The organism is Diaphorobacter sp. B2A2W2, assembly GCF_056730635.1.
In genome coordinates this window covers 165,636-187,126 of the sequence record NZ_JBWZOR010000006.1, presented here as the reverse complement: position 1 = coordinate 187,126, position 21,491 = coordinate 165,636, and the positions used below count along the sequence as shown (strand labels likewise).

Here is a 21,491-nt window from a genome sequence, read left to right as displayed (position 1 = left end):
TTACACACATGGCAAATATTCTGGTGGTCGACGACGAACTGGGGATCCGGGACCTGTTGTCAGAAATTCTGAACGACGAGGGGCATAGCGTCGACCTTGCCGAGAACGCCACGCAGGCCCGCAACGCGCGCTTGAATGGCAGCTATGACCTGGTGCTGCTGGATATCTGGATGCCCGATACCGACGGGGTATCGCTGCTCAAGGAATGGGCCATGGCCGGCACGCTGACCATGCCAGTGATCATGATGAGCGGCCACGCCACCATCGACACGGCCGTGGAAGCCACGCGCATCGGTGCCTTCTCCTTTCTCGAGAAGCCCATCACCATGCAGAAGCTGCTCAAGGCAGTGGAGCAGGGCCTGGCACGCAGTACGGCGCAGCCACCAGCAAGCGCTGCCGCGCCGGCCCAGACCAACACCGCACCTGCACCCGCAACAACCGGCGCCATTGCCAATGGCGCGCCGGCTCCTGCGCCTGTTGTTGCGGTGATGGAGCAGGCGCCCATGTCCCACCAGGGCTTCAATCTCGACCGACCCTTGCGTGAGGCGCGCGACGGTTTTGAGAAAGCCTACTTTGAATTCCATCTCGCCCGCGAAGGCGGCTCGATGACACGCGTCGCCGAAAAAACAGGATTGGAGCGCACACATCTTTACCGCAAGCTGCGCCAATTGGGCGTGGACCTCGGGCGCAACAAACGCAACGCGTGAATTGGCAAAAATTTTGCAGCTTGGCGTTATGCCCCGATTTCTCGGGCTATAATTCAAGGCTCAGGCCCGGTAGCTCAGTTGGTAGAGCAGAGGATTGAAAATCCTTGTGTCGGCGGTTCGATTCCGTCCCAGGCCACCAAAATTCAGCGCCCAACTGTTCTCAGTTGGGCGTTTTCATTTGTGCTTCCCGCATGACACGCGGGGTTCCCGCACATTCTGCGTGTGCGACCAGGCTCCTGTGGTCTGGCAGGGACATCTCCGGTTGCCCTCCGTTCCGCCCTCTCTTCTCTCGAAATCGGCGCTAACTTCTTCGCCGTGGCACACGCACATGGCCTTTTGCGACCATCATTTGCGCGCGTGCCATTGCCATTCGTTGTCGGGTGGGCTTGGAGCAGCAATCCATCACGCCAACACAGCCGCCGCGCAAGGCATGGAGTACAAGCCTGCGCGTTGCTGCGTGACGACGAGTGCTCCGTAGGCCGCCAGCCTCGCCTCGTGCTCCGGCTTGCCCTTGTCCTTCGACTTGATCTTGAACAGGTCAATTGGCTTGTCGCTCTTCTGGCCGGCACGCTGCATGACCCTTTCGCCGTCCACCTCGACCCCCTTGAACGACCACAGCGACTCGAACACTTTGGCCTGACCATCGGTGAACCGGATCGGCGTTGCCTGCACGTCCGGCAGCGTCGCCCACTTGAAGTCCGCCGAGAATGGCCCGTTCACAGGTGCGGCCGGATCGGCCACTGCTGGCGCTACAGACGGTATCGAAGGGATGAAGGCGATCCCGCCGCCATAGAACGTGAATCGTTCTTCCAGCGCCAGCCATTCCACACCGGAGCCGAAGGGCGATCCACGGGTCGTGCGCGGCCTGGGGGTGATTACCCGGATGTTGCTTCCCGCCACCCGAACACGATCCAGCAAGGACGGCTCATGCAGCACTCTCGTCAGCTCTCGGGCCAGCACGACCGGCGAGCTGCGGGCATTACCGAGCCGCCAAGCACCGTCGCCCAAGTCATCGATGTCGTCGCGGCTCTCGATGTCGAGCGCGAGGCGCATTTTCTGCCGCAGCCAGTCTTCGTCCAAGGCCAACGCCGCACCGTCGATTGCCTCGACAGGAACCTGGCCACACTCCGGGCACCGGCAGATTCGACCGCCCCGTCCATCGCCCCAGACCTGCGCCCGATGCTGCTGACAGTGGGGACAGAGCACAAAAAACTGATCCACCACTGTTGGCCTGACGGTTTTGCCGAGCATAGACAAAGCAGATACCTCGCGTGGCGACAGCGTGGCCCGCAGCACCGGCGTGCCGCCTGCGAACAGTCGGCAAACCAGGGCCCAGGCATCGTGCGTCGTCATTGGTCAGTCCTCGAAAGCGGATGAAGAACTGACTGGGTCGGTCTCCGGCGGCAACTCCTGGGCGCTGAGGGTCTGGCCCTTCTGCAAGATGCCCACCGCAACCAAGTAGCCTTCCAGCTGCGCCTGCATCTTGGCGTCGAACTTGTGCAGGTTCAGCCGCCCTTTGCTGGTCACTTCGATGGTGACCACCTTGGGGCGAGTCCTGCCCGGCTCGGGTGGGTAGTAGAGATTTACCTGCGCCGCCGTCACCGCCCACTGCCCCTCCAGCGGGCCCGGCAGCTTCTCCTTCAGCAAATCGTGCACCGAGCGTTGCTGGCTGGATTGCATCGCCGTGCATTCGATCTTCAGCGCCGTGTCAGGGCTGAGCAGGGTGAGTGCCTTCAACTGAACCATCGAGAAGCCGTCCTCGAACGCATCCGGCACATCGAACCCGGTGCGCAGCATCGACAGATCCAGAGTCGGCGACTTGATCTTGTGAGCGCTTGCTTTCACGCCCAGCACATGCTCCGCAAAGGCCTCGACCAGCATTTGCTGATACTTTGCGCCACCGCGCACCAGCGTGCGCACCACACCGGTGGACTTGGCGTACTCCAGCACCATGTGGATGTTGGGGTTGCCGACCCGGCGTTTCAGGGTCGCTCCCTCGAACTCCAGACGCAGCATCGCCATGTCCTTGACATGGACCGACAGCAGGAACACGCCCGGGCTGCGCTCGACCAAGTGCGCCACGCTGCCGTCTCCGCATTGGAGTTCGCGCTTGTAGAAGGCCGAGATGGCGTGACGCAACGCGGTCAGATTGGCATCCGAACCGTTCGGTTGGCGTTTCAGGCCAAGATCGTATTGCTGTGTCTGTTGCCCATGCTGTTCCCAAAAGCTGAAGTCATAGGCACGCTCGAACAGTGCCGGGTGGTGGACGTAGAGCCAGAAGGAACGGTGGATGTCGCTTGCACACAGCGCCAAACCCGCAAGCGCAGCACCATCGGCCACGGCCGCCTCAAACATCGCCTGCTTACCAGCCGCATCGCCCAACTGAACGCTGGCCATGAGGTTGGCCGTCATCCGGTCGCGGGCAGCAATGTCGGGCCAGACTTTGACCGCTTCGACCAGAAACTGGCTGGTCTCCGGTGTGTCATCCCAGGCAAAGCCATCGGGCACTGGCAGGCTGTGGGTGGTCAGGAAGTCGCGCAGCGTGGCGTCCACCGGCAGCTCGAGCATCACGTCGACAAAGGTCTTCTTCATCTTGATCGTCCTTTCTGGATCGGCGTCGAAGGTCTGCGACCGATGTACGGACTGCACTGGCCAGCGACTAGGTTACTGAACACGCACCTCGCACAAGTAAAGCAGCGAGATACAAGCGCGATTCTGAACCTCAGATTTCCGCTTGTCAATCAAAGCGGCACATCTAGACCTTATTTGTATCTCGCAGCTATACTAGCGATCTTGTTTTTGTTAACTGACTGTTTTCCCCTACAGGAGCATCGCTATGGCTTCAGCGTTCGGAGCACGCCTGCGACGCTTACGCGAGGCGAAGAAATTGACCTTGCAACAGGTCGCCGACGAAGTCGGCTGTACCAAGGCGTATATATGGGAACTGGAGATGAAGGACGGCCAGCGTCCCTCCGCTGAACGGGTCCAGGCCTTGGCCAGGGTGCTGGGCGTGACGATGGAGGACATCATGGGCGAGCCCATTGAACAGGTTCCTCAGGCCAGTCCAGAAGATGTGGCCTTCTTCCGCGAGTACGCTGGAATGACGGACGAGGAGAAGGATCGTTACCGTCAGGCACTCAAAATCATGTTCCCCGACAAGAACTAAGGCGGTCTGACAATTGAGCTCATCCCAGCCCCTAACCGGGTCCATCGCGGCCAGCACCGTCTTGAGATGGTTGCGGGCGTGGCACGCCGACGGCATGCCGGATGCCGTGGATCTGGAAGTCGTCCGGCAAATGCTTCCAGAGACGCCTTACGGCAAAGGGGTGCGGGAGATCAAGGCCCCGATGGTGCTGGACATCAATAGCTGCGAAGGCATGTTGGTGCGCAACCCACAGGACACCGCAGAGTGGGGCATTTTCTATAACGGCAAGGCAAACCCCGAACGCCAGCGTTTCACCATCGCTCACGAACTGGGCCACTTCATCCTTCACCGCGATCAGCGGCAAAGTTTCAACTGCGACAAGGAAAGCGTGTACTCCGGCGCTGACACTATCCGTGTCATCGAACGTGAGGCGGACGACTTTGCCAGCAACCTGCTGATGCCTGGCGACTTGCTGCGCGAGTGGATCTCGAACCAGCGCATCGACTTGCATGTCCTGAGCGCCCTTGCCAAACGGTTCCAGGTGTCGTTCGAGGCGCTATGCATTCGGTTCATCAAATTCACCACGCAGCGGGCAATCCTTGTCTATTGGGACAACGGTTTCGTGAAGTACGAATGGCGCAGCAGCAGCGCGGTCAAGACGCGCGCCCGCATTCGGCGCACTGACGATCCGCAGGAACCATTACCCGGCACCCTGGCTGCTGATTCCACCGTTGAGCAGGAGTGGGATGGCACGGAGATGTCTGCCGCGATCTGGTGCCCGGAGGAGGCACCACACATGAAGTTGCGCGAGTTCAAGCACAGCTACACCACAGGAGATCGCGTCCTGACCCTTTTGCTACTGGAAAGTGCTGAACCACGGTCATGGGATCGGTCTTGGCAAGACGGCGAGAGCTTTGACAGCTTCGATCAGTTCGTCTCGAACGGGCAATTGCCAGTACGGTGAGTCCCTCGATGACAGGCTTGCCGATCCAACCCATAGATGAAGAACTGCAGACCTTGCAACGCGAGGTGCAACGAATGCTGGGCCGTTGTCTCTTGCGTCTGCAGCAGTACGAACAGTTGATGAAGGCCATCGTGGCCCACCACGAAATCTCCGCGTCAGGATCACCCATCGAATCGAACCAGGCGGAGCGCATTGCGGATGCCGCAAACAAGACTCTGGGTACGTTGGTTGGCACGCTGCTCGGAACGTATGTCACCAGCGGCGACCAAGACGAGGTCGCCGAACCAGATGCGCCCGACAACATCATCTCGTTCAAGATGAAGATGAGCTTGCGGATGTCTGCCGAGGATTTCGATACGACGCAAAACGATCTGAAGGAACTGGTTCTGCTGCGAAACAACCTGGTGCACCACTTTATCGACCAGCACGACCTTTGGAGTCTGGACGGATGCCGTGGTGCGCAAGAGTCCTTGGTCGCGGCCTACAGTCGCGTCGATCAACACTTTGAGCAACTGCGAGGCTGGGCGGAGCACATGGATCAGGCCCGTCGTCTGGCGGCGGAGTTTGCCCAGTCCGATGCCTTCCGCGATCTGGTGATCAACGGCATAGCGCCGGATGGCTCGGTGGATTGGCCCGCAGCCGGAATTGTTCGCGCATTGCGTGAAGCGGCAGATCAGTTGGCTGTCGACGAGTGGACGCCGGTCGCTACTGCTGGACGATGGATTGCAGAAAGGTATCCCGATCAACTGCCGGCCAAGTATGGGTGCAGCAGTTGGCGGCAGGTCGTGCACGAATCCCGCCTTTTCGAGCTTCGGTATCGGGAAGTGAATGGCCAGCGCGCGGCTTGGTATAGGCCCAAAGAGACATAGCGCCAAACCCGCGCATTCACGCTAAATCACGTTACGCGAAGTGCCCTTGGTTTCTAGCATGAGCAGCGTTTTCCATCGGAACGCTTGCCATGACAGAAATCGAACCTATCTCCATTTGCACATCACCTGACCGGCCACGGCACGGGCATCAAGAAATCGCTGATCTGTTGGCTGCCGCGCTGCTGCGCCTTCGTGCCCGCCAATCGCGCGACATCACCAAAAACAGCGAGCAGGTTTGCCTTGGCTTCCCCGGCCAACAGCGCGTGAATGCGAACCCCGATCACAACAACGGAGTTCGCCCATGACAGCACACGCAACCTCACCAACGCCCGCCTCAGTCGCCGCCCGCGTCGCGGCTATTCCCCATCTTTCGATGGATGATCTTTGGGCTCTCTGGGACGACCATTTCGATGAACGGCCGAATCACCACCATCGGGTCTGGCTGGAAAGTCGCCTGGCCTACCGGATGCAAGAGCGCGCGTTTGGCGGTTTGAAACCGTCACTGCGCAAGAAGCTCGAGGATGTTGGCGAAACCGGCATCTTGCCCAAGCAACTGCGCGGCGATAGCCAACGCCTACTGCCCGGTACCGTCCTGACACGCATCTACGACGACATTGAACATCGTGTGCTGGTGCGCGGATCGAATGATTTCGAGTACCAGGGGCAACGCTTCAAGAGCCTGTCCGCTGTAGCCAAACGCATCACAGGCAGCCATTGGTCAGGCCCGGTGTTCTTTGGTTTGAAGGCACCTGCTTCGAAGAAGGGGGCAGCATGAGCTCAGTGCGTCGAAACCAGATTCCCGCAGTCACGCCAAAGAAGCGATGCGCCGTCTACACACGCAAGTCCACTGACGAAGGCCTCGACCAGGAATACAACAGCCTCGAGGCACAGCGTGATGCGGGCTTGGCCTTCATTGCAAGCCAACGACATGAAGGCTGGATTGCCGTCGACGACGGATACGACGACGGCGGCTACTCGGGCGGCAACATGGAACGGCCCGGGTTGCGCCGCCTGATGATCGACATCGAGGCGGGGATGATCGATACCGTGGTCGTCTACAAAATCGACCGCCTCACGCGCAGCCTGCCGGACTTCGCAAAGCTGGTCGAGGTTTTCGACCGCAACGGCGTCTCCTTTGTCGCGGTCACGCAGCAGTTCAACACCACCACATCGATGGGGCGATTGACGCTCAACATCCTTTTGTCATTCGCGCAGTTCGAACGCGAGGTCACCGGCGAACGCATCCGCGACAAGATCGCCGCCAGCAAGGCCAAGGGCATGTGGATGGGCGGAGTCCCGCCTCTTGGATACGACGTGGTCGAACGCAAGCTCGTCATCAATGAACGTGAAGCCGCGCTGGTGCGTGACATCTTCCGCCGCTATGCCGAGCACGGCTCGGCTGCGCGACTCGTCCGCGAATTGGAAATCGAGGGGCATACCACCAAGGCATGGGTCACCCAGTCCGGTCGGGAGCGATTGGGACGCAGCATCGATCAGCAGTACATCTTTACCTTGCTGCGTAACCGCATTTACCTCGGTGAAATCTGTAATCACGAGACGTGGTACTCGGGCCAGCACGACCCCATCATTTCTCAAGAATTGTGGGACGCGGCACACGCCTTCATTGAGAGGCGAAAGCAGGCACCGCGCGAACACCGAGCCAAGCATCCGGCACTGCTGGCGGGACTTCTGTTTGCACCGGATGGCCAACGGATGTTGCACTCCTTCGTCAAGAAGAAAAATGGTCGGCAGTACCGCTACTACGTGCCTTACCTGCACAAGCGGCGCAACGCCGGTGCCAGCCTGGCTCCACATACTCCGGACGTGGGCCACCTGCCAGCCGCCGAGATCGAAGATGCCGTGTTGGCGCAAATCCATGCTGCGCTCTCATCGCCGCAAATGCTGATCGCAGTGTGGAGATCCTGCCAGCAGCATCCGGCGGGGTCGACGTTGGACGAGGCACAGGTGGTGGTCGCCATGCAGCGCATCGGTGACGTTTGGTCGCAACTGTTCCCCGCCGAGCAGCAACGGATCACACGGCTATTGATCGAACGCGTGCAACTACACGGGCACGGCCTGGATATCGTTTGGCGAGAGGACGGTTGGATCGGATTCGGTGCGGACATCAGCACGCATCCCTTGATCGAAGAGTCCCAAGAGCGTGTCGAGGAGGCTTTGGCATGAATGCCACGACCCACCAGCGCCAGCGCGCCGTCCGCATCGAGATAGGAGCCGAGGCGCGCAGTTATGTCAGCGAGGGGCAGCGGGTCACCTTGGTGCCCCTGACGATCAAGCGCCGCCAGAACCGGAAGCTGCTGATACCGCCAGCCCCCGAGATCGCGGACCGAATCGGTGGCTTCGATGTGCCGATGATCAAAACGCTGGGCAAGGCCTTCTACTGGAAGCGCTTGATCGACGATGGCACCTACTCCACGACAACGGACTTGGCGCACGCCTTCAAAGTGGAACCGGGCTGGGCTGCCGAGGTCTTGCGCATGACCATGTTGGCCCCCGATATCGTGGAGGCGGTATTCGAAGGACGTCAGCCACGCCACCTGAATCTGCACACCTTGCGTGGCCGCCAAGAGCAACTGCCGCGCGATTGGGCTGCGCAGCGTCGATTGCTCGGTTTCTCCGACGCCTGATCTGCTTCCAGACACATCCGATGACGGCGAGCCATGTGCTCGCCGTTTGCTTTTCTGCCGTGGGCCATTGGCGAACCTGGACTTCCGTCGTGGTTCGCCATTGCGTCCCTTAAAGGTTCGCCACCCGAAGGTTGGAATGACACCTGTTACTCAACAACGTCACAGGAGCATTCCATGCAGACACCAACCAGCGGTATCCCCCGGTCGCCACAGCAGGCGATCAACACCATGTCACCCGGTGATCGCCGCGTGCTCAACGAAAACGAGCTCGGGCAACGCTGGGGCGTTAGCCCCAAGACTTTGCAGCGCTGGCGCAGTGAGGGTCGCGGTCCACGCTACCTGAAGCTGTCCAAGCGTGTCGGCTACCCGGTCGACGCGATCCTCGAGTTTGAGCGCGAAGCGCTGCACGACTCGACATCCGAACGCGCGGCGGTTTGAGGAGAGATGCGATGAATGACATCACCATCTTCCCTGCCGACATCGCCGAGATGTCGGTCAGCCAACTGGCCGCATTGCCGCCCGCGCAGAAACACGAGATCGACAAGAACCTCGATGCAGCCATCGACTGGCTGAAGAAGGCGCGCACCAAGTTCGATGCGGCACTGGATCAGTGCTACGGCGAGCAGGCACGCACCGCGCTGCGCGAGTCCGGCCGTGACTTCGGCACCGCACACATCAGCGTTGGCCCGCTGCACCTGAAGTTCGAGCTGCCCAAGAAGGTCAGCTGGGATCAGAAGCAACTGGCTGAGATCGCTGAACGCATCGTCGCCTCAGGCGAGAAGGTCGAGTGTTACCTCGACATCAAGTTGTCCGTCTCCGAATCCCGCTTCACGAACTGGCCGCCTGCTTTGCAACAGCAGTTCGCCGCCGCTCGCACTGTGGATTCCGGCAAGCCGTCTTTCACCCTTTCCATTGATTCGGAGTAATGACCATGAGCACCAATCTCATCGCCTCGCTGCGTCAACAGCTGCCGTCCATCTACGGCGAACACCTCCCTGACGAAATCCGGTATCGCCGCGCGGACGGTCAGTACGTCGTTGTCCCGCTTGATGTCGCCACTGTGGACGAGCTGGCTTTTGCCATCCAGACAGCCAACGCGGAATCGCTGGCGCTCGGTCGCCGCCGCACCGCGCTGGAAGAACTCCACACCGAGGTACGCAAACGTGCCGCGCGTGGAGTCGACCGTATCGCCGACGTGTCGTGGGAGGGCTGATCATGAGCGCGATCATTCCCTTCCAGTTCGAAGCGCACGCCGTGCGCGTCCAGGTCGATGAACTCGGGCTGCCGTGGTTCAACGCCACCGATGTCTGCGACGCACTGGAGATGGGCAATCCGTCTCAGGCGATCAAGTCCCACGTCGATGCCGAGGATCTCCAGAAATTGGAGACCCTTACGGCGGGTGGCCGTCAACGCCAAAACCACGTCAACGAGTCGGGGCTTTACGCCCTGATCCTCGGTAGCACCAAGGATGCCGCCAAGCGCTTCAAGCGCTGGATCACCGGTGAAGTGCTGCCTGCAATCCGCAAGACAGGCTCGTATTCCGCCGCCACCACGATGGCTGCCTTGCCCGCGCCGACCCAAGATCGCGTCACCGCCATCCTGCTGATCGGCGAAGCGGTCGCCAAGGTACCGGGCGTCAAGACCGGCATTGCAATGGCTGCCACGTTGACCTGCATTCAGGAAAACACCGGCCTGACCACGGAAGTGCTGCGACGCGCTTTGCCTGCCGCCAACGAGCCGATCTGCTCGCTCAACGCCACACAGCTCGGCAAATTACTGAGTCGCTCAGCCAAGGCCACGAACCAGTTGCTGGCATCCGGCGGCCTTCAGTTCCGCAACGACCGGGACGAATGGGAACTGACCGAGGCCGGTGAAGCATGGGCCGAAGCCATGCCGTACTCGCGCAACGGCCACAGCGGCTACCAGATCCTCTGGAATCCGGCGGTCGCGGAACAACTGAAGGAGGTGGCGTGATGTCCCTCCCGATCATTTCCGCGCAGCAGCGCTTGGCCGAGCGCAAGGGTGTGAAGTTGCTGATGCTGGGCAAATCCGGCATCGGCAAGACCACCCGGCTCAAAGACCTCGACCCTGCCACCACCTTGTTCCTCGACATCGAGGCGGGCGACCTCGCCGTGGCCGACTGGCCGGGCGACACCATCCGCCCGGCCTCGTGGCCGGAAAGCCGCGACTTTTTCGTGTTCCTCGCAGGCCCGGACAAGTCACTGCCGCCGGAGAGCGTGTTCTCGCAGGCGCATTACGACCACGTCATCGAGAAATTTGGCAGCCCGACGCAGCTCGACCGCTACCAGACCTTCTTTCTCGACTCGATCACGCAGTTGTCCCGGCAGTGCTTCGCATGGTGCAAGACGCAACCCGGTGCCACCAGTGACCGCTCCGGCAAACCGGATCTGCGCGCGGCCTATGGCCTGCTCGGCCAGGAAATGATCGGCGCACTGACCCACTTGCAGCACGCCCGTGGCAAGAACGTGGTGTTCGTCGCCATCCTCGACGAGCGCCTCGATGACTACAACCGCAAGGTGTTCGTGCCACAGATCGAAGGCAGCAAGACCAGTCTGGAGCTGCCCGGCATTGTCGATGAGGTCGTGACACTGGCCGAGATCAAGGCCGACGACGGCAGTGCTTACCGCGCCTTCGTCACCCACACCGTCAATCCCTACGGCTTCCCGGCCAAAGACCGCAGCGGTCGTCTCGACCTGCTGGAGCCGCCGCATCTCGGTGCACTGATCGCCAAGTGCGCAGGCCAGTCGTCATTGCCCATGCCCGGCAGCACCGGCACCCCCACTGCAGCAAACACCACCGAATCCAAGGAGTAATCGCCATGTCGTCCAACTATTTTGATTTCCAAGATGCCGATCCCCAACAGTCGGGCTTTGACCTGATCCCCAAGGGCGCTGTCGTGCCAGTGCGCATGACCATCAAGCCCGGTGGCTATGACGATCCGGGACAAGGCTGGGGCGGCGGCTACGCCACCGAGTCCTTCGAAACCGGCTCTGTCTACCTCGCCGCCGAGTTTGTCGTCACGGCGGGCGACCATGCCAAGCGCAAGATGTGGAGCAATATCGGCCTGCACTCCAAGAAGGGGCCGACCTGGGGTCAGATGGGGCGCAGCTTTATCCGCGCCGCGCTCAACAGCGCCCGCAACGTCCATCCCCAGGACAACAGCCCGCAGGCCGCCGCCGCGCGCCGCATCCAGGGTTTTCATGAACTGGATGGCCTGGAGTTTCTGGCGCGCGTGGACATTGAGAAGGATGGCAAGGGCCAAGACCGGAACGTGGTCAAGATCGCGGTCGAGCCTGATCACCCCGACTACGCAAAACTGATGGGCGTGCCGCCCAAAGCTCCGGGCAGTGGACATTCCGGCGCTCCGGCGCAGGCGGCTGCGCCTGCGTATCAGGCACCGGCTCCACAACGCGCACCGGTGACCGGCAAGCCGTCGTGGGCACAGTGAGGGAGGCCGATGAAATGCTGGGTCTGCAAACGACAGGCCCGGGGATTCGGCCACACCGACAACCGTCACGGTGTCGGCCATCCCCGGCGCTATCCCATCGACTGGGTGTTCTGCTCACAACGCTGCCAAAACGCGTTTCATGCGCTGTACGGCAACTGGCTGCGGGTCAAGGAAGGTCGCGTCGACAGTACGGAGGTCGCCATGATCGATCCATCTGATGTCGAACTAGCCGCGATGAAGAAGTGCCTCAAGGCCTTCGGCGAGGCTGCGGGTGAGATTGGCTTCACCAAGCCGCTGGGTGACTACTCCGAAGCCGAGGCGCTGCAAGTGATCGACGCCATCGTCACTTGCTACACCGAGGCAATGGTCGCGCACCACGAGGCGAGCAAGTACCCACCGGTACGCGGCATGACGCCTGCGCCCGACCCTCTGGCCAACCCGTTCGCGGATCTGGAGGACGACCTGCCCTGGGAAGAGCCGAAGGGGAAGAAGCCATGATCGACTTCAACTCCTCATCGAGCATCTCGGGTCAGGTCACCACCCTGGTGGACACGGGCCTGCAACAGGCTCGCGCCCGCCAGTCCGAGCGCCAGTACCTCGGGGCCTCACGTCTCGGCGTGGCCTGCGAGCGAGCGCTGCAGTTCGAGTACGCCAAGGCACCCATCGACCACGGGCGTGACACCCCGGGCCGAATGCTGCGGATCTTCGAACGCGGTCACGTCATGGAGGACTGCATGGTCGCGTGGCTCCGGGACGCGGGCTTTGACCTGCGCACCCGCAAGGCCGACGGCGAGCAGTTCGGTTTCTCGGTGGCCGATGGCCGCCTGCAGGGCCACATCGACGGCGTCATCGTCGGCGGCCCCGAGGGCTTCGCCTATCCCGCGCTCTGGGAATGTAAGTGTCTCGGCAACAAGTCCTGGAGCGATCTGGACAAGAAGGGCCTGACTCTCTCCAAGCCCGTCTACGCCGCGCAAGTGGCGATCTACCAAGCCTATCTCGAACTGCACGAGCACCCGGCGATCTTCACGGCACTCAACGCCGACACGATGGAGATCTACACCGAGCTCGTGCCCTTTGACGCAGCACTGGCCCAACGCATGTCGGATCGGGCGGTCAAGGTCATCACGGCGACCGAAGCGGGAGAGCTCCTGCCGCGCGCCTTCCATGACTCGACCCACTTTGAATGCCGGATGTGCGCGTGGCAAGACCGCTGCTGGAGGACACAAGCATGAATACCTCGACTTTGAATCACGTACTGGGCGAGCAGCTGATCGACGTACGCCAGGCTGCACTGATGTTCAATCTGCCGTCGTATTGGCTCTCTCAAGCCAAGGAGCGAAAGGAGCGTCGCATTCCGCATTACCGCGTCGGCAAACTGGTTCGCTTCAAACCCAACGAGCTGGAAGCCTGGATCGCTGCGCAGCAGGCGTCACACGAGGGTGGTGCCGATGCTTGATTTCAATGACACATCACCACCGGGAGAAACGGGCCGGCGCAACGTCAATGACAGCGAGCGGGACGAGATTCGCACTGAACTGATCGCACGCATGGAATCAGTCCTGACCACGATGTTTCCGGCAGGAAAGAAGCGTCGTGGCAAGTTTCTGATCGGGGACATCCTGGGCAGCCCGGGCGACAGCCTTGAGGTGGTACTCGAAGGCGACAAGGCTGGTCTCTGGACGGATCGTGCCACGGGCGATGGCGGTGACATCTTTGCCTTGATCGCCGCCTACCTCGGGGCCAACGTCCACACCGACTTTCCCCGGGTGCTCGACGAGGCAGCTGATCTGCTCGGTCGTTCGCGATCAGTGCCGGTACGCCGCGCCAAGAAGGAAGCTCCGGTTGATGATCTCGGCCCGGCCACGGCCAAGTGGGACTACTTCGATGCCACCGGCAAACTGATTGCGGTCGTGTACCGCTACGACCCACCCGGGCGCAAGAAGGAGTTCCGGCCGTGGGATGCCAAGCGGCGCAAGATGACTCCGCCCGATCCGCGCCCGCTGTACAACCAGCCGGGGCTGGCTGCCGCTGGTCACGTTGTGCTGGTCGAGGGCGAGAAGTGTGCGCAGGCCCTGATCGCCATCGGCGTGGTGGCAACCACGGCCATGCATGGCGCAAACGCTCCCGTCGATAAGACCGACTGGTCGCCGCTGGCGGGCAAATCCGTGCTGATCTGGCCTGACCGGGACGCGCCAGGCTGGGATTACGCTGACCGTGCATCGCAAGCAATCCTGAACGCGGGTGCGACCACGGTCGCCATCCTGGTGCCACCCGATGACAAGCCGGAAGGATGGGATGCGGCTGACGCCATTCCGGACGGCTTCGATGTGAGGGGCTTCCTCGCCGTCGGCGAGCGGATGCCGGTGATGCGGTCGGTCGAGGAGACGCCACCACCGGATCTGCTGACCGGTGTCGACTGGACTACGGAGGACGGCTTGTCCTCGGCCTTCACACGCCGCTATGGCGAGGACTGGCGCTACTGCGCGCTTTGGGGCAAATGGCTGGTCTGGACCGGCGTGCGCTGGAATCCGGATCAGGTGCTCTATGTGTCTCATCTGGCGCGCGGTATCTGCCGGATGGCGTCACTCAAGGCGGACAGCCCTCGGCTCACAGGCAAGCTGGCCAGCTCCGCCACGATCTCGTCCGTCGAGAAAATCGCACGCTCCGATCCCAAGCACGCGTCCACCGCCGAGGAATGGGATGCCGACGTCTGGGCACTCAACACACCAGGCGGTGTGGTTGATCTGCGCACGGGCCGCATGCGACCGCACCGGCGCGATGATCGGATGACCAAGGTGACCACGGCCACACCGCAGGGCGACAGTCCGACGTGGCGCACATTCCTGGCCGACGTCACAGGCGGTGACGCTGAACTGATTGCCTACCTGCAACTGATGGTTGGCTACTGCCTAACGGGCGTGACCAGCGAGCACGCGCTGTTCTTCCTGTACGGGACCGGCGCGAACGGCAAGTCGGTGTTCGTCAACGTCCTGACCACCATCTTGGGCGACTACGCGGCCAACGCGCCGATGGACACGTTCATGGAGGCGCGCACCGACCGGCATCCGACCGATTTGGCGGGCCTGCGCGGTGCCCGCTTTGTGTCATCCATCGAAACCGAACAGGGTCGGCGCTGGAACGAATCCAAGGTCAAGGCCATCACCGGTGGCGACAAGGTGTCTGCGCGTTTCATGCGCCAGGACTTCTTCGAGTACGTGCCGCAGTTCAAGTTGGTGATCGCAGGCAACCACAAGCCATCGATCCGCAACGTGGATGAGGCGATGAAGCGGCGACTGCACCTGATCCCGTTCACGGTGACGATCCCGCCCGAACGACGTGACGGTAGGCTGACCGAAAAACTGCTCAAGGAGCGGGACGGCATTCTGGCATGGGCAGTCGAGGGCTGCAGCTTTTGGCAACGCCAAGGACTGAAGCCGCCCGCCAGTGTGGTGTCGGCGACCGAGGAGTATTTCGAGGCTGAGGACGCGCTCGGGCAGTGGATCGAGGAGCGCTGCCTACTGGCCAAGACCCACCGCGAAGGCGTTTCCGAATTGTTCGCCGACTGGCGTGAATGGGCTGAGCGCGCAGGTGAGTACGTGGGCTCGATCAAGCGCTTCTCCGAACTGATGGCTGCCCGCAAGTTCGAGAAGTGTCGGCTGACCGGGGGCGCACGCGGAATCACGGGCATTGCCCTCAGGCCCAAGCCGTACAGCCATGGCTACCCCTATCGAGATGACTGAGCAATCCGGGCGAGTGACGGATTTGACGGGTTTCCTGATTGACGCGCTACGCGTGCGCGCACGTAAAGGCTGTATTCCAAAGAACCCGTCGCATCCGTCACTCGCCCCCGAACTGGAGCACGACGATGAAAACGACAATCTTGGCCCTTGATCTGGGCACACACACCGGGTGGGCTTTGCAGCACCTGGACGGCACTATCACCAGCGGCACGGAGCACTTCAAACCGCAGCGATTTGAAGGGGGCGGCATGCGTTTCCTCCGTTTCAAGCGCTGGCTCAACGAATTGCTCTCGGCCAGCAACCACATCAACGCGGTGTTCTTCGAGGAGGTTCGACGGCACGCTGGCGTTGATGCGGCGCACGCCTACGGTGGCTTCATGGGACATCTGACCGCGTGGTGTGAGCATCACAACATCCCTTACCAGGGTGTTCCAGTCGGCACGATCAAGAAGCACGCGACCGGCAAGGGCAATGCGGGCAAGGACGACATGATCGCGTCCGTCCGCCTGCGTGGTCACACCCCAGCCGACGACAACGAAGCCGACGCCCTGGCCTTGCTGCACTGGGCTGTCGAGACGCAGGAGGTGTGACATGAAGGTGCCGACACCCCAATACCGCTGCCCCCTCGGTCGTCTGCAGCCTCAGGCCACGGATCTGGATGCGATTAAGGAACGCGGCTGGCGTGACCAACACATCCTGGTGGTCAACGCATCCGACGAACGTCTGGACTTCATCGAGCGCGAGATCGTGCGACGCATCGGAGACCGGCTCTACGGAGGGCGACACAATGACTAAGTGGACTATCGAGGACGTTGCTGCTCGGTTTGAAGAGGCCGCAAGCACCAGTCGACGGTTGCCTCCTGTTCGAGTGCAGGGATACTTCAACTGCTGGCCCGCCATTGTCCGGAGCGAATGGGAGACCTTTGCAGCGGACGAGAGGGGGTACCGATCCTTTCCGCCGAGTCCAGACGCGATTGAGCGAATGCTGGAGGTCATGCGCTGGGTGCAGTGGCTCACAGTTGAGCAACGTCATCTCGTATGGATGCGCGCGAAGCGCTATGGCTGGCGGGACATCACGATCCGCTTTGCCTGCGACCGCACGACGGCATGGCGGCATTGGCAGCGGGCATTGCAGACGGTCGCAGATCAACTCAATGGTGTGGTGATCGCGTAGGGTTTTGGCGTGATTTGGCGCGTATGGTCGGAGATGTGCTCCATCACGCGGCAATCAGCGGTTTTTGCCCCTGCAACAAAACGACCTGATCTTGCGTAGTATTCATCTATCGTCTGGACAGAGGTGACGGCAGAGGAAGCAGCCCAGAAATCAACGGGTCCTTCCTGGCCAAAAACCAATGCGGGGGGCGCGAGCGCGGCGCTTTTTTAGCGTCAGGGTGCGAACCAAGGTTCGCACGGTTCGCAGTTCGCACCCCGTCAGTTCGCACCAACCCCAAAACCCGCCCACGGTTGTCGTCGGCGGGTTTTCTATTTTCAGGACACCCTCTTTGAATACGCTCAACGTCGAGTACCGCAAGGTCGAGGCGCTGATTCCCTACGCCCGCAATCCGCGCACACATTCCGATGCGCAGATCACCAAGATCGCCGCCAGCATCGTCGAATATGGCTGGACGAACCCGGTACTGGTTGATGGCGACAACGGCATCATCGCGGGCCACGGTCGTTTGGCTGCTGCACGCAAGCTGGGGCTGGATCAGGTGCCGGTGATCGAACTGTCCCATCTCACCACCGCGCAAAAGCGCGCCTTGGTCATCGCCGACAACCGGCTGGCGCTTGACGCTGGCTGGGATGAGGAGATGTTGGCGCTCGAACTGGCGGAGCTTTCCGAAGCGGGTTTCGAACTGGCGCTGACCGGCTTCGAGAACATCGAGATCGATGCGCTGCTGGCAGATGCCCCGTCTACTGAAGGTGAACCGGCGGCGCAGGATGGTGTAGACGCCGATGAACCCGATACGACCGAAGACGTACCTGACACGCCAGTGGTGGCGGTGTCGCGCGAGGGAGATGTCTGGGCCATCGGCTCGCACCGGTTGACCTGTGGCGACGCCACCGACCCAGCCGTGGTCGCCACGCTGATGCAGGGTGACACCGCGCAGCTTTGCTTCACCTCGCCGCCGTATGGCAACCAGCGCGACTACACATCCGGCGGCATTGCCGATTGGGATGTCCTGATGCGCGGTGTGTTCGCACATCTGCCGATGGCGGGCGACGGACAGGTACTGGTCAATCTTGGGCTGATCCACCGCGACAACGAAGTCATCCCCTATTGGGACGGCTGGCTGTCCTGGATGCGTCAGCAAGGGTGGCGGCGCTTCGCGTGGTACGTCTGGGATCAGGGGCCAGGCATGCCCGGCGACTGGCAGGGCCGATTAGCTCCCAGCTTCGAGTTTGTTTTCCACTTCAATCGCAGCACCCGCAAACCCAACAAGATTATTCCTTGCAAGCACGCGGGCCAGGAATCGCACCTGCGCGCTGACGGGTCGTCCACAGCGATGCGTGGTAAGGATGGCGAGGTCGGCGGCTGGACGCACAAGGGTCAGCCGACGCAGGACACCCGCATCCCCGATTCGGTGATTCGCGTGATGCGCCACAAGGGCAAGATTGGGCAGGACATTGATCACCCGGCCGTGTTCCCGGTCGCATTGCCTGAGTTTGCCATTGAGGCTTACACCGATTCGGGCGACGTCGTGTTCGAGCCCTTCGGCGGCAGTGGCACGACGATGCTGGCCGCGCAACGCACTGGTCGTATCTGCCGCAGTGTGGAAATTGCGCCGGAGTACGTGGACGTGGCCATCAAGCGTTTTCAGCAAAACCACCCCGGCGTGCCGGTCACGCTCATCGCAGGCTGTGGAATCAAATCGGGCCAGTCCTTCGACGACGTGGCCACAGAACGGCTGGCGACCACGGAGGTAGAACAATGAGCGCGTCCTGGTTGGCAGACAAGATCGAGCAGTGGCCGACAGCCAAACTGCTGCCCTATGCCCGCAATGCGCGGACGCACTCGGATGATCAGGTGGCGCAGATCGCCGCATCGATTGCCGAGTTTGGCTTCACCAATCCGATCCTTGCAGGCAGTGACGGCATCATCGTCGCTGGGCATGGCCGCTTGGCCGCTGCGCAGAAACTCGGGCTGGAAATCGTGCCCGTGGTCGTACTGGATCACCTGAGCCCGACCCAGCGCCGCGCCTTGGTCATCGCAGACAACCGCATCGCGGAGAACGCTGGCTGGGATGCCGCGATGTTGCGGATCGAACTTGAGGCTTTGCAGCTGGAAGGTTTCGATCTGGACATCACCGGCTTCGACGCCGACGCGCTGGCCGAACTGATCGCGGGCGACGAGCCGGACAACGAGGGCCAGACCGATGAGGACGCGGTACCGGAGGTTGGCGAAATTCCAATATCGCGCCCGGGCGATGTCTGGATCATGGGCCAGCACCGACTGCTGTGCGGCGACTCGACCGTGGCAGAGATCTATGCCCGGCTGATGCAAGGCGACATGGCAGACATGGTCTTCACCGACCCACCGTACAACGTGAACTACGCCAACAGCGCCAAGGACAAGATGCGCGGCAAGGATCGCGCGATCCTCAACGACAACCTGGGTGACGGTTTCTACGACTTCCTGCTTGCAGCATTGACGCCCACCGTGGCGAACTGCCGGGGCGGCATCTATGTAGCGATGTCATCCAGCGAGCTGGATGTGCTGCAGGCCGCCTTTCGCGCCGCCGGTGGAAAGTGGTCGACGTTCATTATCTGGGCCAAGAACACCTTCACGCTGGGCCGTGCCGACTACCAGCGCCAGTACGAACCGATCTTGTACGGATGGCCCGAGGGTGCGCAACGCCACTGGTGTGGTGACCGCGATCAGGGCGATGTGTGGGCTATCAAGAAGCCGCAGAAGAACGATTTGCATCCGACGATGAAGCCGGTGGAGCTGGTCGAGCGAGCCATCCGCAATTCGAGCCGCCCGGGTAACGTGGTGCTCGATCCGTTCGGTGGTTCTGGCACAACGTTGATTGCGGCCGAAAAATCGGGACGCGTCGCGCGGCTGATCGAACTCGATCCGAAGTACGTGGATGTGATCGTGCGCCGGTGGGAGGACTTCACCGGTCAGACGGCCATCCGCGAGGCAGCAGACCAGGAAGTGTGCGCCAGTTGAATGGCTGGCCGGGCTGCTTGGCATCTTCTTCCTCGGCGATACGCCGTAGGATTTGCAGGGTGGTGAGATCGCGCGGCAGTGCCATGCACATGACGCGCACAGCCTGCTCGATGGAGATGTCTGGACGCCGGTTGGCAATCAGCCAACGCAGCGCCTGCTCGCGTTCGGTGGCGAGCGCTTTCATCAGGCAGCCATCTCTTCGCAGACTTCGCAGTGGATCACAAAGCCTGTCAGGTAAGGCAGGCCGCGCGGGATGCCGTACTGCTTGCTGGTCTGGCGGCCAATCGTCCAGCCCATCCAACGTTGGGTGGCGGCCTTGATCGCATCCTGCAAGGCTTGGCCTTGGTACAAGCCGTTCTGGACGTCGTCGGCAAAGTGGCGTCCGTGGCGACTGTCGAGGAAGGTCCGCACCGATTCGAGGGGCTGGTGGGTGGCGTCCGAAATAGCGTTCATGGCCAGGGGCCATGCGGCGCTGGCGTGTTCGTTCATCGTGCCCCAAAAACCCCAGGCTTCGTTTTGGGTGGCGGGTATCTGGTTGGTGGTCATGGTGTCTTCTCCGGGTTGATCGTTGCGACACCTGTAGTAACGCGCTGTTCGATTGAGAAGCCAAGCTGTTCCTGGCCTCTTTCTCGATCAATTTCGCTTACCCGAGACGGGCTACGTAGCGGGCGTAATCACCGCCCTCGGGATTGACGTAGAGGTAAGGGCGTCCGGGAGCAGTGACCTCGACGCAGAGGTAGCCGTCGCCAGTGCCGCCACCCTTGCCACGCAGCCAGTCGCGTGACACCAGCAGGCTGCGCCCAAAGGCGTCGAATTCGGCAGGGGTGAGCTCCTTGGTCTCGGTCACGTAGACATTGTGCTGGTCGCTCCCGCCCAGTTCGCCGAGGTCGGCAGGTTTGCGTGCAAACGGTAGGCGGATGCTCAACTCTTCGACCTGGAGGCTTTGGCCTGCGAACTGCAGAGTGCGTGGGGTGCGTTCGATGGTGATGGTCATGGTGCTCATGGCGGTTTTCCTGGTTTGGCGTCGTCAATCACGACATCTGTATGAACGCGCTGGTGGGGAGAGAAGCCAAGCTATTCATGGCTCCTCTCGCCATCTTTTTGGCTTCGCCGAAACTCGCTGTGCTCGTTTTCAGGCGATGCGGTAGATCCGCTCGCCACCCTTCGGCTTGTCCGAGACGATGTTCAGGCCGAGCTTTTTCTTGAAGGCTCCGGCGAAGGTGCCGCGCACCGTGTGCGCCTGCCAACCGGTGGCGGTGCAGATCTGGCCGATGGTTGCGCCCTCGGGGCGTTGCAGCATCCTGATCAATTCGGCCTGCTTGCTGTTCTCGCGGGTGCGCGGCTTGACCCACGTTGCTTCTGCGGCGGTTACGGCGGCTTCCAGTTCGGGATCGCTCGCGGCCGCAGGCGCGCCTTCAGCGTTGGCGATGATCCGGTCGAGATTGGCTTCGAACTGACCGATGCCCTTCCTGTTCACGTCGGGACGCGGAATGCCCAGGGCGTCGTAGCCCTCCGCAGCGACAAACCAGTTGGTGCCGTCGGTTGTGATTAGTGCGCGGTTGAAAAGTCCGTCGAGCACCTTCTTGCGTGCGCCGCCTTTGATGTTGTCGGGGAACCAGTCGATCTTGCCGCTGGTGTGTTCAACCGCGTGGGCCAGGATCGCGTGCTGGGCAGGGGTCAGTTGAGTGGTGGTCATGTTTTGCTCCTTCGATGTGGTGGACGGTGATGTGATGAACGCGCTGTTCTCAAGTGAAGCCAAGCGCTTTTTGCTTGGCTTC

At 61.6% G+C, this 21,491-nt stretch carries 30 protein-coding genes and 1 tRNA gene; 25 read left to right on the top strand and 6 right to left on the bottom strand.

The window, feature by feature from the left end:
* Positions 1-8 precede the first annotated feature (8 nt).
* Together AC1PPL_RS12485 and AC1PPL_RS12480 are read left to right on the top strand one after the other, a co-directional pair.
* Entirely contained in the window at positions 9-707 is a 699-nt protein-coding gene (locus tag AC1PPL_RS12485; RefSeq protein WP_011806978.1) for a response regulator, read from the top strand.
* 63 nt (positions 708-770) lie between these two features.
* A tRNA-Phe gene (locus AC1PPL_RS12480) sits at positions 771-846 on the top strand.
* Positions 847-1,109: 263 nt separating this feature from the next.
* On the opposite strand, the gene AC1PPL_RS12475 is transcribed toward AC1PPL_RS12480, so the two are convergent.
* Together AC1PPL_RS12475 and AC1PPL_RS12470 are read right to left on the bottom strand one after the other, a co-directional pair.
* Positions 1,110-2,060 carry a hypothetical protein gene (locus AC1PPL_RS12475; protein ID WP_479973396.1) on the bottom strand — a complete coding sequence of 317 codons (951 nt, stop codon included), beginning with the start codon at positions 2,058-2,060 and terminating at the stop codon, positions 1,110-1,112.
* A gap of 3 nt (positions 2,061-2,063) precedes the next feature.
* Positions 2,064-3,299, bottom strand: a complete 1,236-nt coding sequence (locus AC1PPL_RS12470) for a hypothetical protein (protein WP_024958081.1) — start codon at positions 3,297-3,299, stop codon at positions 2,064-2,066.
* Positions 3,300-3,543: 244 nt separating this feature from the next.
* On the opposite strand from AC1PPL_RS12470, the gene AC1PPL_RS12465 reads away from it, so the two are divergent.
* The 23 genes from AC1PPL_RS12465 (at position 3,544) to AC1PPL_RS12355 (ending at position 19,713) form a co-directional block, all read left to right on the top strand.
* A complete protein-coding gene (locus tag AC1PPL_RS12465; protein WP_020200576.1) occupies positions 3,544-3,873 on the top strand; it encodes a helix-turn-helix domain-containing protein in 330 nt (109 codons plus the stop codon).
* Positions 3,874-3,967: 94 nt separating this feature from the next.
* Complete coding sequence (locus AC1PPL_RS12460) at positions 3,968-4,816, top strand: ImmA/IrrE family metallo-endopeptidase (RefSeq protein WP_032964312.1); 849 nt, start codon at positions 3,968-3,970, stop codon at positions 4,814-4,816.
* 8 nt (positions 4,817-4,824) lie between these two features.
* Positions 4,825-5,685 (top strand): OST-HTH/LOTUS domain-containing protein, encoded by an 861-nt coding sequence (locus AC1PPL_RS12455; RefSeq protein WP_479973395.1) that lies wholly within the window; start codon positions 4,825-4,827, stop codon positions 5,683-5,685.
* Between the two features lie 89 nt (positions 5,686-5,774).
* Entirely contained in the window at positions 5,775-5,990 is a 216-nt protein-coding gene (locus AC1PPL_RS12450; RefSeq protein WP_263125917.1) for a hypothetical protein, read from the top strand.
* Positions 5,987-6,460, top strand: coding sequence for a DUF2924 domain-containing protein (locus tag AC1PPL_RS12445; protein ID WP_024958077.1), 474 nt, complete (start codon positions 5,987-5,989; stop codon positions 6,458-6,460). The genes AC1PPL_RS12450 and AC1PPL_RS12445 overlap by 4 nt, the downstream gene beginning before the upstream one ends.
* Entirely contained in the window at positions 6,457-7,869 is a 1,413-nt protein-coding gene (locus tag AC1PPL_RS12440) for a recombinase family protein (protein WP_479973394.1), read from the top strand. Before AC1PPL_RS12445 ends, AC1PPL_RS12440 begins: the two co-directional genes overlap by 4 nt.
* A complete protein-coding gene (locus AC1PPL_RS12435) occupies positions 7,866-8,330 on the top strand; it encodes a hypothetical protein (RefSeq protein WP_024958075.1) in 465 nt (154 codons plus the stop codon). Before AC1PPL_RS12440 ends, AC1PPL_RS12435 begins: the two co-directional genes overlap by 4 nt.
* 174 nt (positions 8,331-8,504) lie before the next feature.
* Positions 8,505-8,768, top strand: coding sequence for a helix-turn-helix transcriptional regulator (locus tag AC1PPL_RS12430; protein WP_479973393.1), 264 nt, complete (start codon positions 8,505-8,507; stop codon positions 8,766-8,768).
* Positions 8,769-8,779: 11 nt separating this feature from the next.
* Positions 8,780-9,256: a hypothetical protein gene (locus AC1PPL_RS12425; RefSeq protein WP_024958074.1), complete on the top strand. Its 477-nt coding sequence runs from the start codon at positions 8,780-8,782 to the stop codon at positions 9,254-9,256.
* A 5-nt stretch (positions 9,257-9,261) separates the two neighbouring features.
* On the top strand, positions 9,262-9,543 hold the full coding sequence (locus tag AC1PPL_RS12420; RefSeq protein WP_024958073.1) for a hypothetical protein: 282 nt from the start codon (positions 9,262-9,264) through the stop codon (positions 9,541-9,543).
* A 2-nt stretch (positions 9,544-9,545) separates the two neighbouring features.
* Entirely contained in the window at positions 9,546-10,304 is a 759-nt protein-coding gene (locus AC1PPL_RS12415; protein ID WP_479973392.1) for a BRO-N domain-containing protein, read from the top strand.
* Positions 10,304-11,164, top strand: a complete 861-nt coding sequence (locus tag AC1PPL_RS12410) for an ATP-binding protein (RefSeq protein WP_479973391.1) — start codon at positions 10,304-10,306, stop codon at positions 11,162-11,164. Before AC1PPL_RS12415 ends, AC1PPL_RS12410 begins: the two co-directional genes overlap by 1 nt.
* Before the next feature lie 5 nt (positions 11,165-11,169).
* On the top strand, positions 11,170-11,799 hold the full coding sequence (locus AC1PPL_RS12405) for a hypothetical protein (RefSeq protein ID WP_020200564.1): 630 nt from the start codon (positions 11,170-11,172) through the stop codon (positions 11,797-11,799).
* Positions 11,800-11,808: 9 nt separating this feature from the next.
* Positions 11,809-12,297 (top strand): DUF6511 domain-containing protein, encoded by a 489-nt coding sequence (locus AC1PPL_RS12400; RefSeq protein WP_123237487.1) that lies wholly within the window; start codon positions 11,809-11,811, stop codon positions 12,295-12,297.
* Complete coding sequence (locus tag AC1PPL_RS12395) at positions 12,294-13,031, top strand: hypothetical protein (protein WP_062794259.1); 738 nt, start codon at positions 12,294-12,296, stop codon at positions 13,029-13,031. The genes AC1PPL_RS12400 and AC1PPL_RS12395 overlap by 4 nt, the downstream gene beginning before the upstream one ends.
* Entirely contained in the window at positions 13,028-13,255 is a 228-nt protein-coding gene (locus tag AC1PPL_RS12390; protein WP_479973390.1) for a helix-turn-helix domain-containing protein, read from the top strand. The genes AC1PPL_RS12395 and AC1PPL_RS12390 overlap by 4 nt, the downstream gene beginning before the upstream one ends.
* Positions 13,248-15,539, top strand: a complete 2,292-nt coding sequence (locus tag AC1PPL_RS12385) for a phage/plasmid primase, P4 family (RefSeq protein ID WP_479973389.1) — start codon at positions 13,248-13,250, stop codon at positions 15,537-15,539. The genes AC1PPL_RS12390 and AC1PPL_RS12385 overlap by 8 nt, the downstream gene beginning before the upstream one ends.
* Positions 15,532-15,690, top strand: coding sequence for a hypothetical protein (locus AC1PPL_RS12380; protein WP_479973388.1), 159 nt, complete (start codon positions 15,532-15,534; stop codon positions 15,688-15,690). The genes AC1PPL_RS12385 and AC1PPL_RS12380 overlap by 8 nt, the downstream gene beginning before the upstream one ends.
* Positions 15,665-16,129 carry a crossover junction endodeoxyribonuclease RuvC gene (locus tag AC1PPL_RS12375; protein WP_479973387.1) on the top strand — a complete coding sequence of 155 codons (465 nt, stop codon included), beginning with the start codon at positions 15,665-15,667 and terminating at the stop codon, positions 16,127-16,129. Before AC1PPL_RS12380 ends, AC1PPL_RS12375 begins: the two co-directional genes overlap by 26 nt.
* Before the next feature lies 1 nt (position 16,130).
* Entirely contained in the window at positions 16,131-16,334 is a 204-nt protein-coding gene (locus AC1PPL_RS12370) for a hypothetical protein (RefSeq protein WP_274740756.1), read from the top strand.
* Positions 16,327-16,713, top strand: coding sequence for a DUF6362 family protein (locus AC1PPL_RS12365; RefSeq protein WP_479973386.1), 387 nt, complete (start codon positions 16,327-16,329; stop codon positions 16,711-16,713). Before AC1PPL_RS12370 ends, AC1PPL_RS12365 begins: the two co-directional genes overlap by 8 nt.
* Positions 16,714-17,041: 328 nt before the next feature.
* Positions 17,042-18,475: a site-specific DNA-methyltransferase gene (locus AC1PPL_RS12360; RefSeq protein WP_479973385.1), complete on the top strand. Its 1,434-nt coding sequence runs from the start codon at positions 17,042-17,044 to the stop codon at positions 18,473-18,475.
* On the top strand, positions 18,472-19,713 hold the full coding sequence (locus tag AC1PPL_RS12355; RefSeq protein WP_479973384.1) for a site-specific DNA-methyltransferase: 1,242 nt from the start codon (positions 18,472-18,474) through the stop codon (positions 19,711-19,713). Before AC1PPL_RS12360 ends, AC1PPL_RS12355 begins: the two co-directional genes overlap by 4 nt.
* On the opposite strand, the gene AC1PPL_RS12350 is transcribed toward AC1PPL_RS12355, so the two are convergent.
* From AC1PPL_RS12350 to AC1PPL_RS12335, 4 genes are all read right to left on the bottom strand, one after another.
* A complete protein-coding gene (locus tag AC1PPL_RS12350) occupies positions 19,658-19,897 on the bottom strand; it encodes a hypothetical protein (RefSeq protein ID WP_479973383.1) in 240 nt (79 codons plus the stop codon). The genes AC1PPL_RS12355 and AC1PPL_RS12350 overlap by 56 nt on opposite strands.
* Positions 19,897-20,259, bottom strand: coding sequence for a hypothetical protein (locus tag AC1PPL_RS12345; RefSeq protein ID WP_024958060.1), 363 nt, complete (start codon positions 20,257-20,259; stop codon positions 19,897-19,899). The genes AC1PPL_RS12350 and AC1PPL_RS12345 overlap by 1 nt, the downstream gene beginning before the upstream one ends.
* Before the next feature lie 97 nt (positions 20,260-20,356).
* A complete protein-coding gene (locus tag AC1PPL_RS12340; protein ID WP_024958059.1) occupies positions 20,357-20,716 on the bottom strand; it encodes a hypothetical protein in 360 nt (119 codons plus the stop codon).
* A 129-nt stretch (positions 20,717-20,845) separates the two neighbouring features.
* Complete coding sequence (locus AC1PPL_RS12335) at positions 20,846-21,409, bottom strand: DUF3489 domain-containing protein (RefSeq protein WP_024958058.1); 564 nt, start codon at positions 21,407-21,409, stop codon at positions 20,846-20,848.
* Positions 21,410-21,491 lie beyond the last annotated feature (82 nt).

Coding starts and splice junctions, on each gene's coding strand:
- AC1PPL_RS12415 (WP_479973392.1), top strand. CDS start 9,546: ATGAGCGCGATCATTCCCTTCCAGTTCGAAGCGCACGCCGTGCGCGTC.
- AC1PPL_RS12345 (WP_024958060.1), bottom strand. CDS start 20,259: ATGACCACCAACCAGATACCCGCCACCCAAAACGAAGCCTGGGGTTTT.
- AC1PPL_RS12465 (WP_020200576.1), top strand. CDS start 3,544: ATGGCTTCAGCGTTCGGAGCACGCCTGCGACGCTTACGCGAGGCGAAG.
- AC1PPL_RS12355 (WP_479973384.1), top strand. CDS start 18,472: ATGAGCGCGTCCTGGTTGGCAGACAAGATCGAGCAGTGGCCGACAGCC.
- AC1PPL_RS12485 (WP_011806978.1), top strand. CDS start 9: ATGGCAAATATTCTGGTGGTCGACGACGAACTGGGGATCCGGGACCTG.
- AC1PPL_RS12375 (WP_479973387.1), top strand. CDS start 15,665: ATGAAAACGACAATCTTGGCCCTTGATCTGGGCACACACACCGGGTGG.
- AC1PPL_RS12335 (WP_024958058.1), bottom strand. CDS start 21,409: ATGACCACCACTCAACTGACCCCTGCCCAGCACGCGATCCTGGCCCAC.
- AC1PPL_RS12390 (WP_479973390.1), top strand. CDS start 13,028: ATGAATACCTCGACTTTGAATCACGTACTGGGCGAGCAGCTGATCGAC.
- AC1PPL_RS12385 (WP_479973389.1), top strand. CDS start 13,248: ATGCTTGATTTCAATGACACATCACCACCGGGAGAAACGGGCCGGCGC.
- AC1PPL_RS12340 (WP_024958059.1), bottom strand. CDS start 20,716: ATGAGCACCATGACCATCACCATCGAACGCACCCCACGCACTCTGCAG.
- AC1PPL_RS12455 (WP_479973395.1), top strand. CDS start 4,825: ATGACAGGCTTGCCGATCCAACCCATAGATGAAGAACTGCAGACCTTG.
- AC1PPL_RS12425 (WP_024958074.1), top strand. CDS start 8,780: ATGAATGACATCACCATCTTCCCTGCCGACATCGCCGAGATGTCGGTC.
- AC1PPL_RS12460 (WP_032964312.1), top strand. CDS start 3,968: ATGCCGGATGCCGTGGATCTGGAAGTCGTCCGGCAAATGCTTCCAGAG.
- AC1PPL_RS12380 (WP_479973388.1), top strand. CDS start 15,532: ATGACTGAGCAATCCGGGCGAGTGACGGATTTGACGGGTTTCCTGATT.
- AC1PPL_RS12405 (WP_020200564.1), top strand. CDS start 11,170: ATGTCGTCCAACTATTTTGATTTCCAAGATGCCGATCCCCAACAGTCG.
- AC1PPL_RS12420 (WP_024958073.1), top strand. CDS start 9,262: ATGAGCACCAATCTCATCGCCTCGCTGCGTCAACAGCTGCCGTCCATC.
- AC1PPL_RS12445 (WP_024958077.1), top strand. CDS start 5,987: ATGACAGCACACGCAACCTCACCAACGCCCGCCTCAGTCGCCGCCCGC.
- AC1PPL_RS12370 (WP_274740756.1), top strand. CDS start 16,131: ATGAAGGTGCCGACACCCCAATACCGCTGCCCCCTCGGTCGTCTGCAG.
- AC1PPL_RS12470 (WP_024958081.1), bottom strand. CDS start 3,299: ATGAAGAAGACCTTTGTCGACGTGATGCTCGAGCTGCCGGTGGACGCC.
- AC1PPL_RS12365 (WP_479973386.1), top strand. CDS start 16,327: ATGACTAAGTGGACTATCGAGGACGTTGCTGCTCGGTTTGAAGAGGCC.
- AC1PPL_RS12400 (WP_123237487.1), top strand. CDS start 11,809: ATGAAATGCTGGGTCTGCAAACGACAGGCCCGGGGATTCGGCCACACC.
- AC1PPL_RS12350 (WP_479973383.1), bottom strand. CDS start 19,897: ATGAAAGCGCTCGCCACCGAACGCGAGCAGGCGCTGCGTTGGCTGATT.
- AC1PPL_RS12440 (WP_479973394.1), top strand. CDS start 6,457: ATGAGCTCAGTGCGTCGAAACCAGATTCCCGCAGTCACGCCAAAGAAG.
- AC1PPL_RS12395 (WP_062794259.1), top strand. CDS start 12,294: ATGATCGACTTCAACTCCTCATCGAGCATCTCGGGTCAGGTCACCACC.
- AC1PPL_RS12410 (WP_479973391.1), top strand. CDS start 10,304: ATGTCCCTCCCGATCATTTCCGCGCAGCAGCGCTTGGCCGAGCGCAAG.
- AC1PPL_RS12475 (WP_479973396.1), bottom strand. CDS start 2,060: ATGACGACGCACGATGCCTGGGCCCTGGTTTGCCGACTGTTCGCAGGC.
- AC1PPL_RS12430 (WP_479973393.1), top strand. CDS start 8,505: ATGCAGACACCAACCAGCGGTATCCCCCGGTCGCCACAGCAGGCGATC.
- AC1PPL_RS12450 (WP_263125917.1), top strand. CDS start 5,775: ATGACAGAAATCGAACCTATCTCCATTTGCACATCACCTGACCGGCCA.
- AC1PPL_RS12435 (WP_024958075.1), top strand. CDS start 7,866: ATGAATGCCACGACCCACCAGCGCCAGCGCGCCGTCCGCATCGAGATA.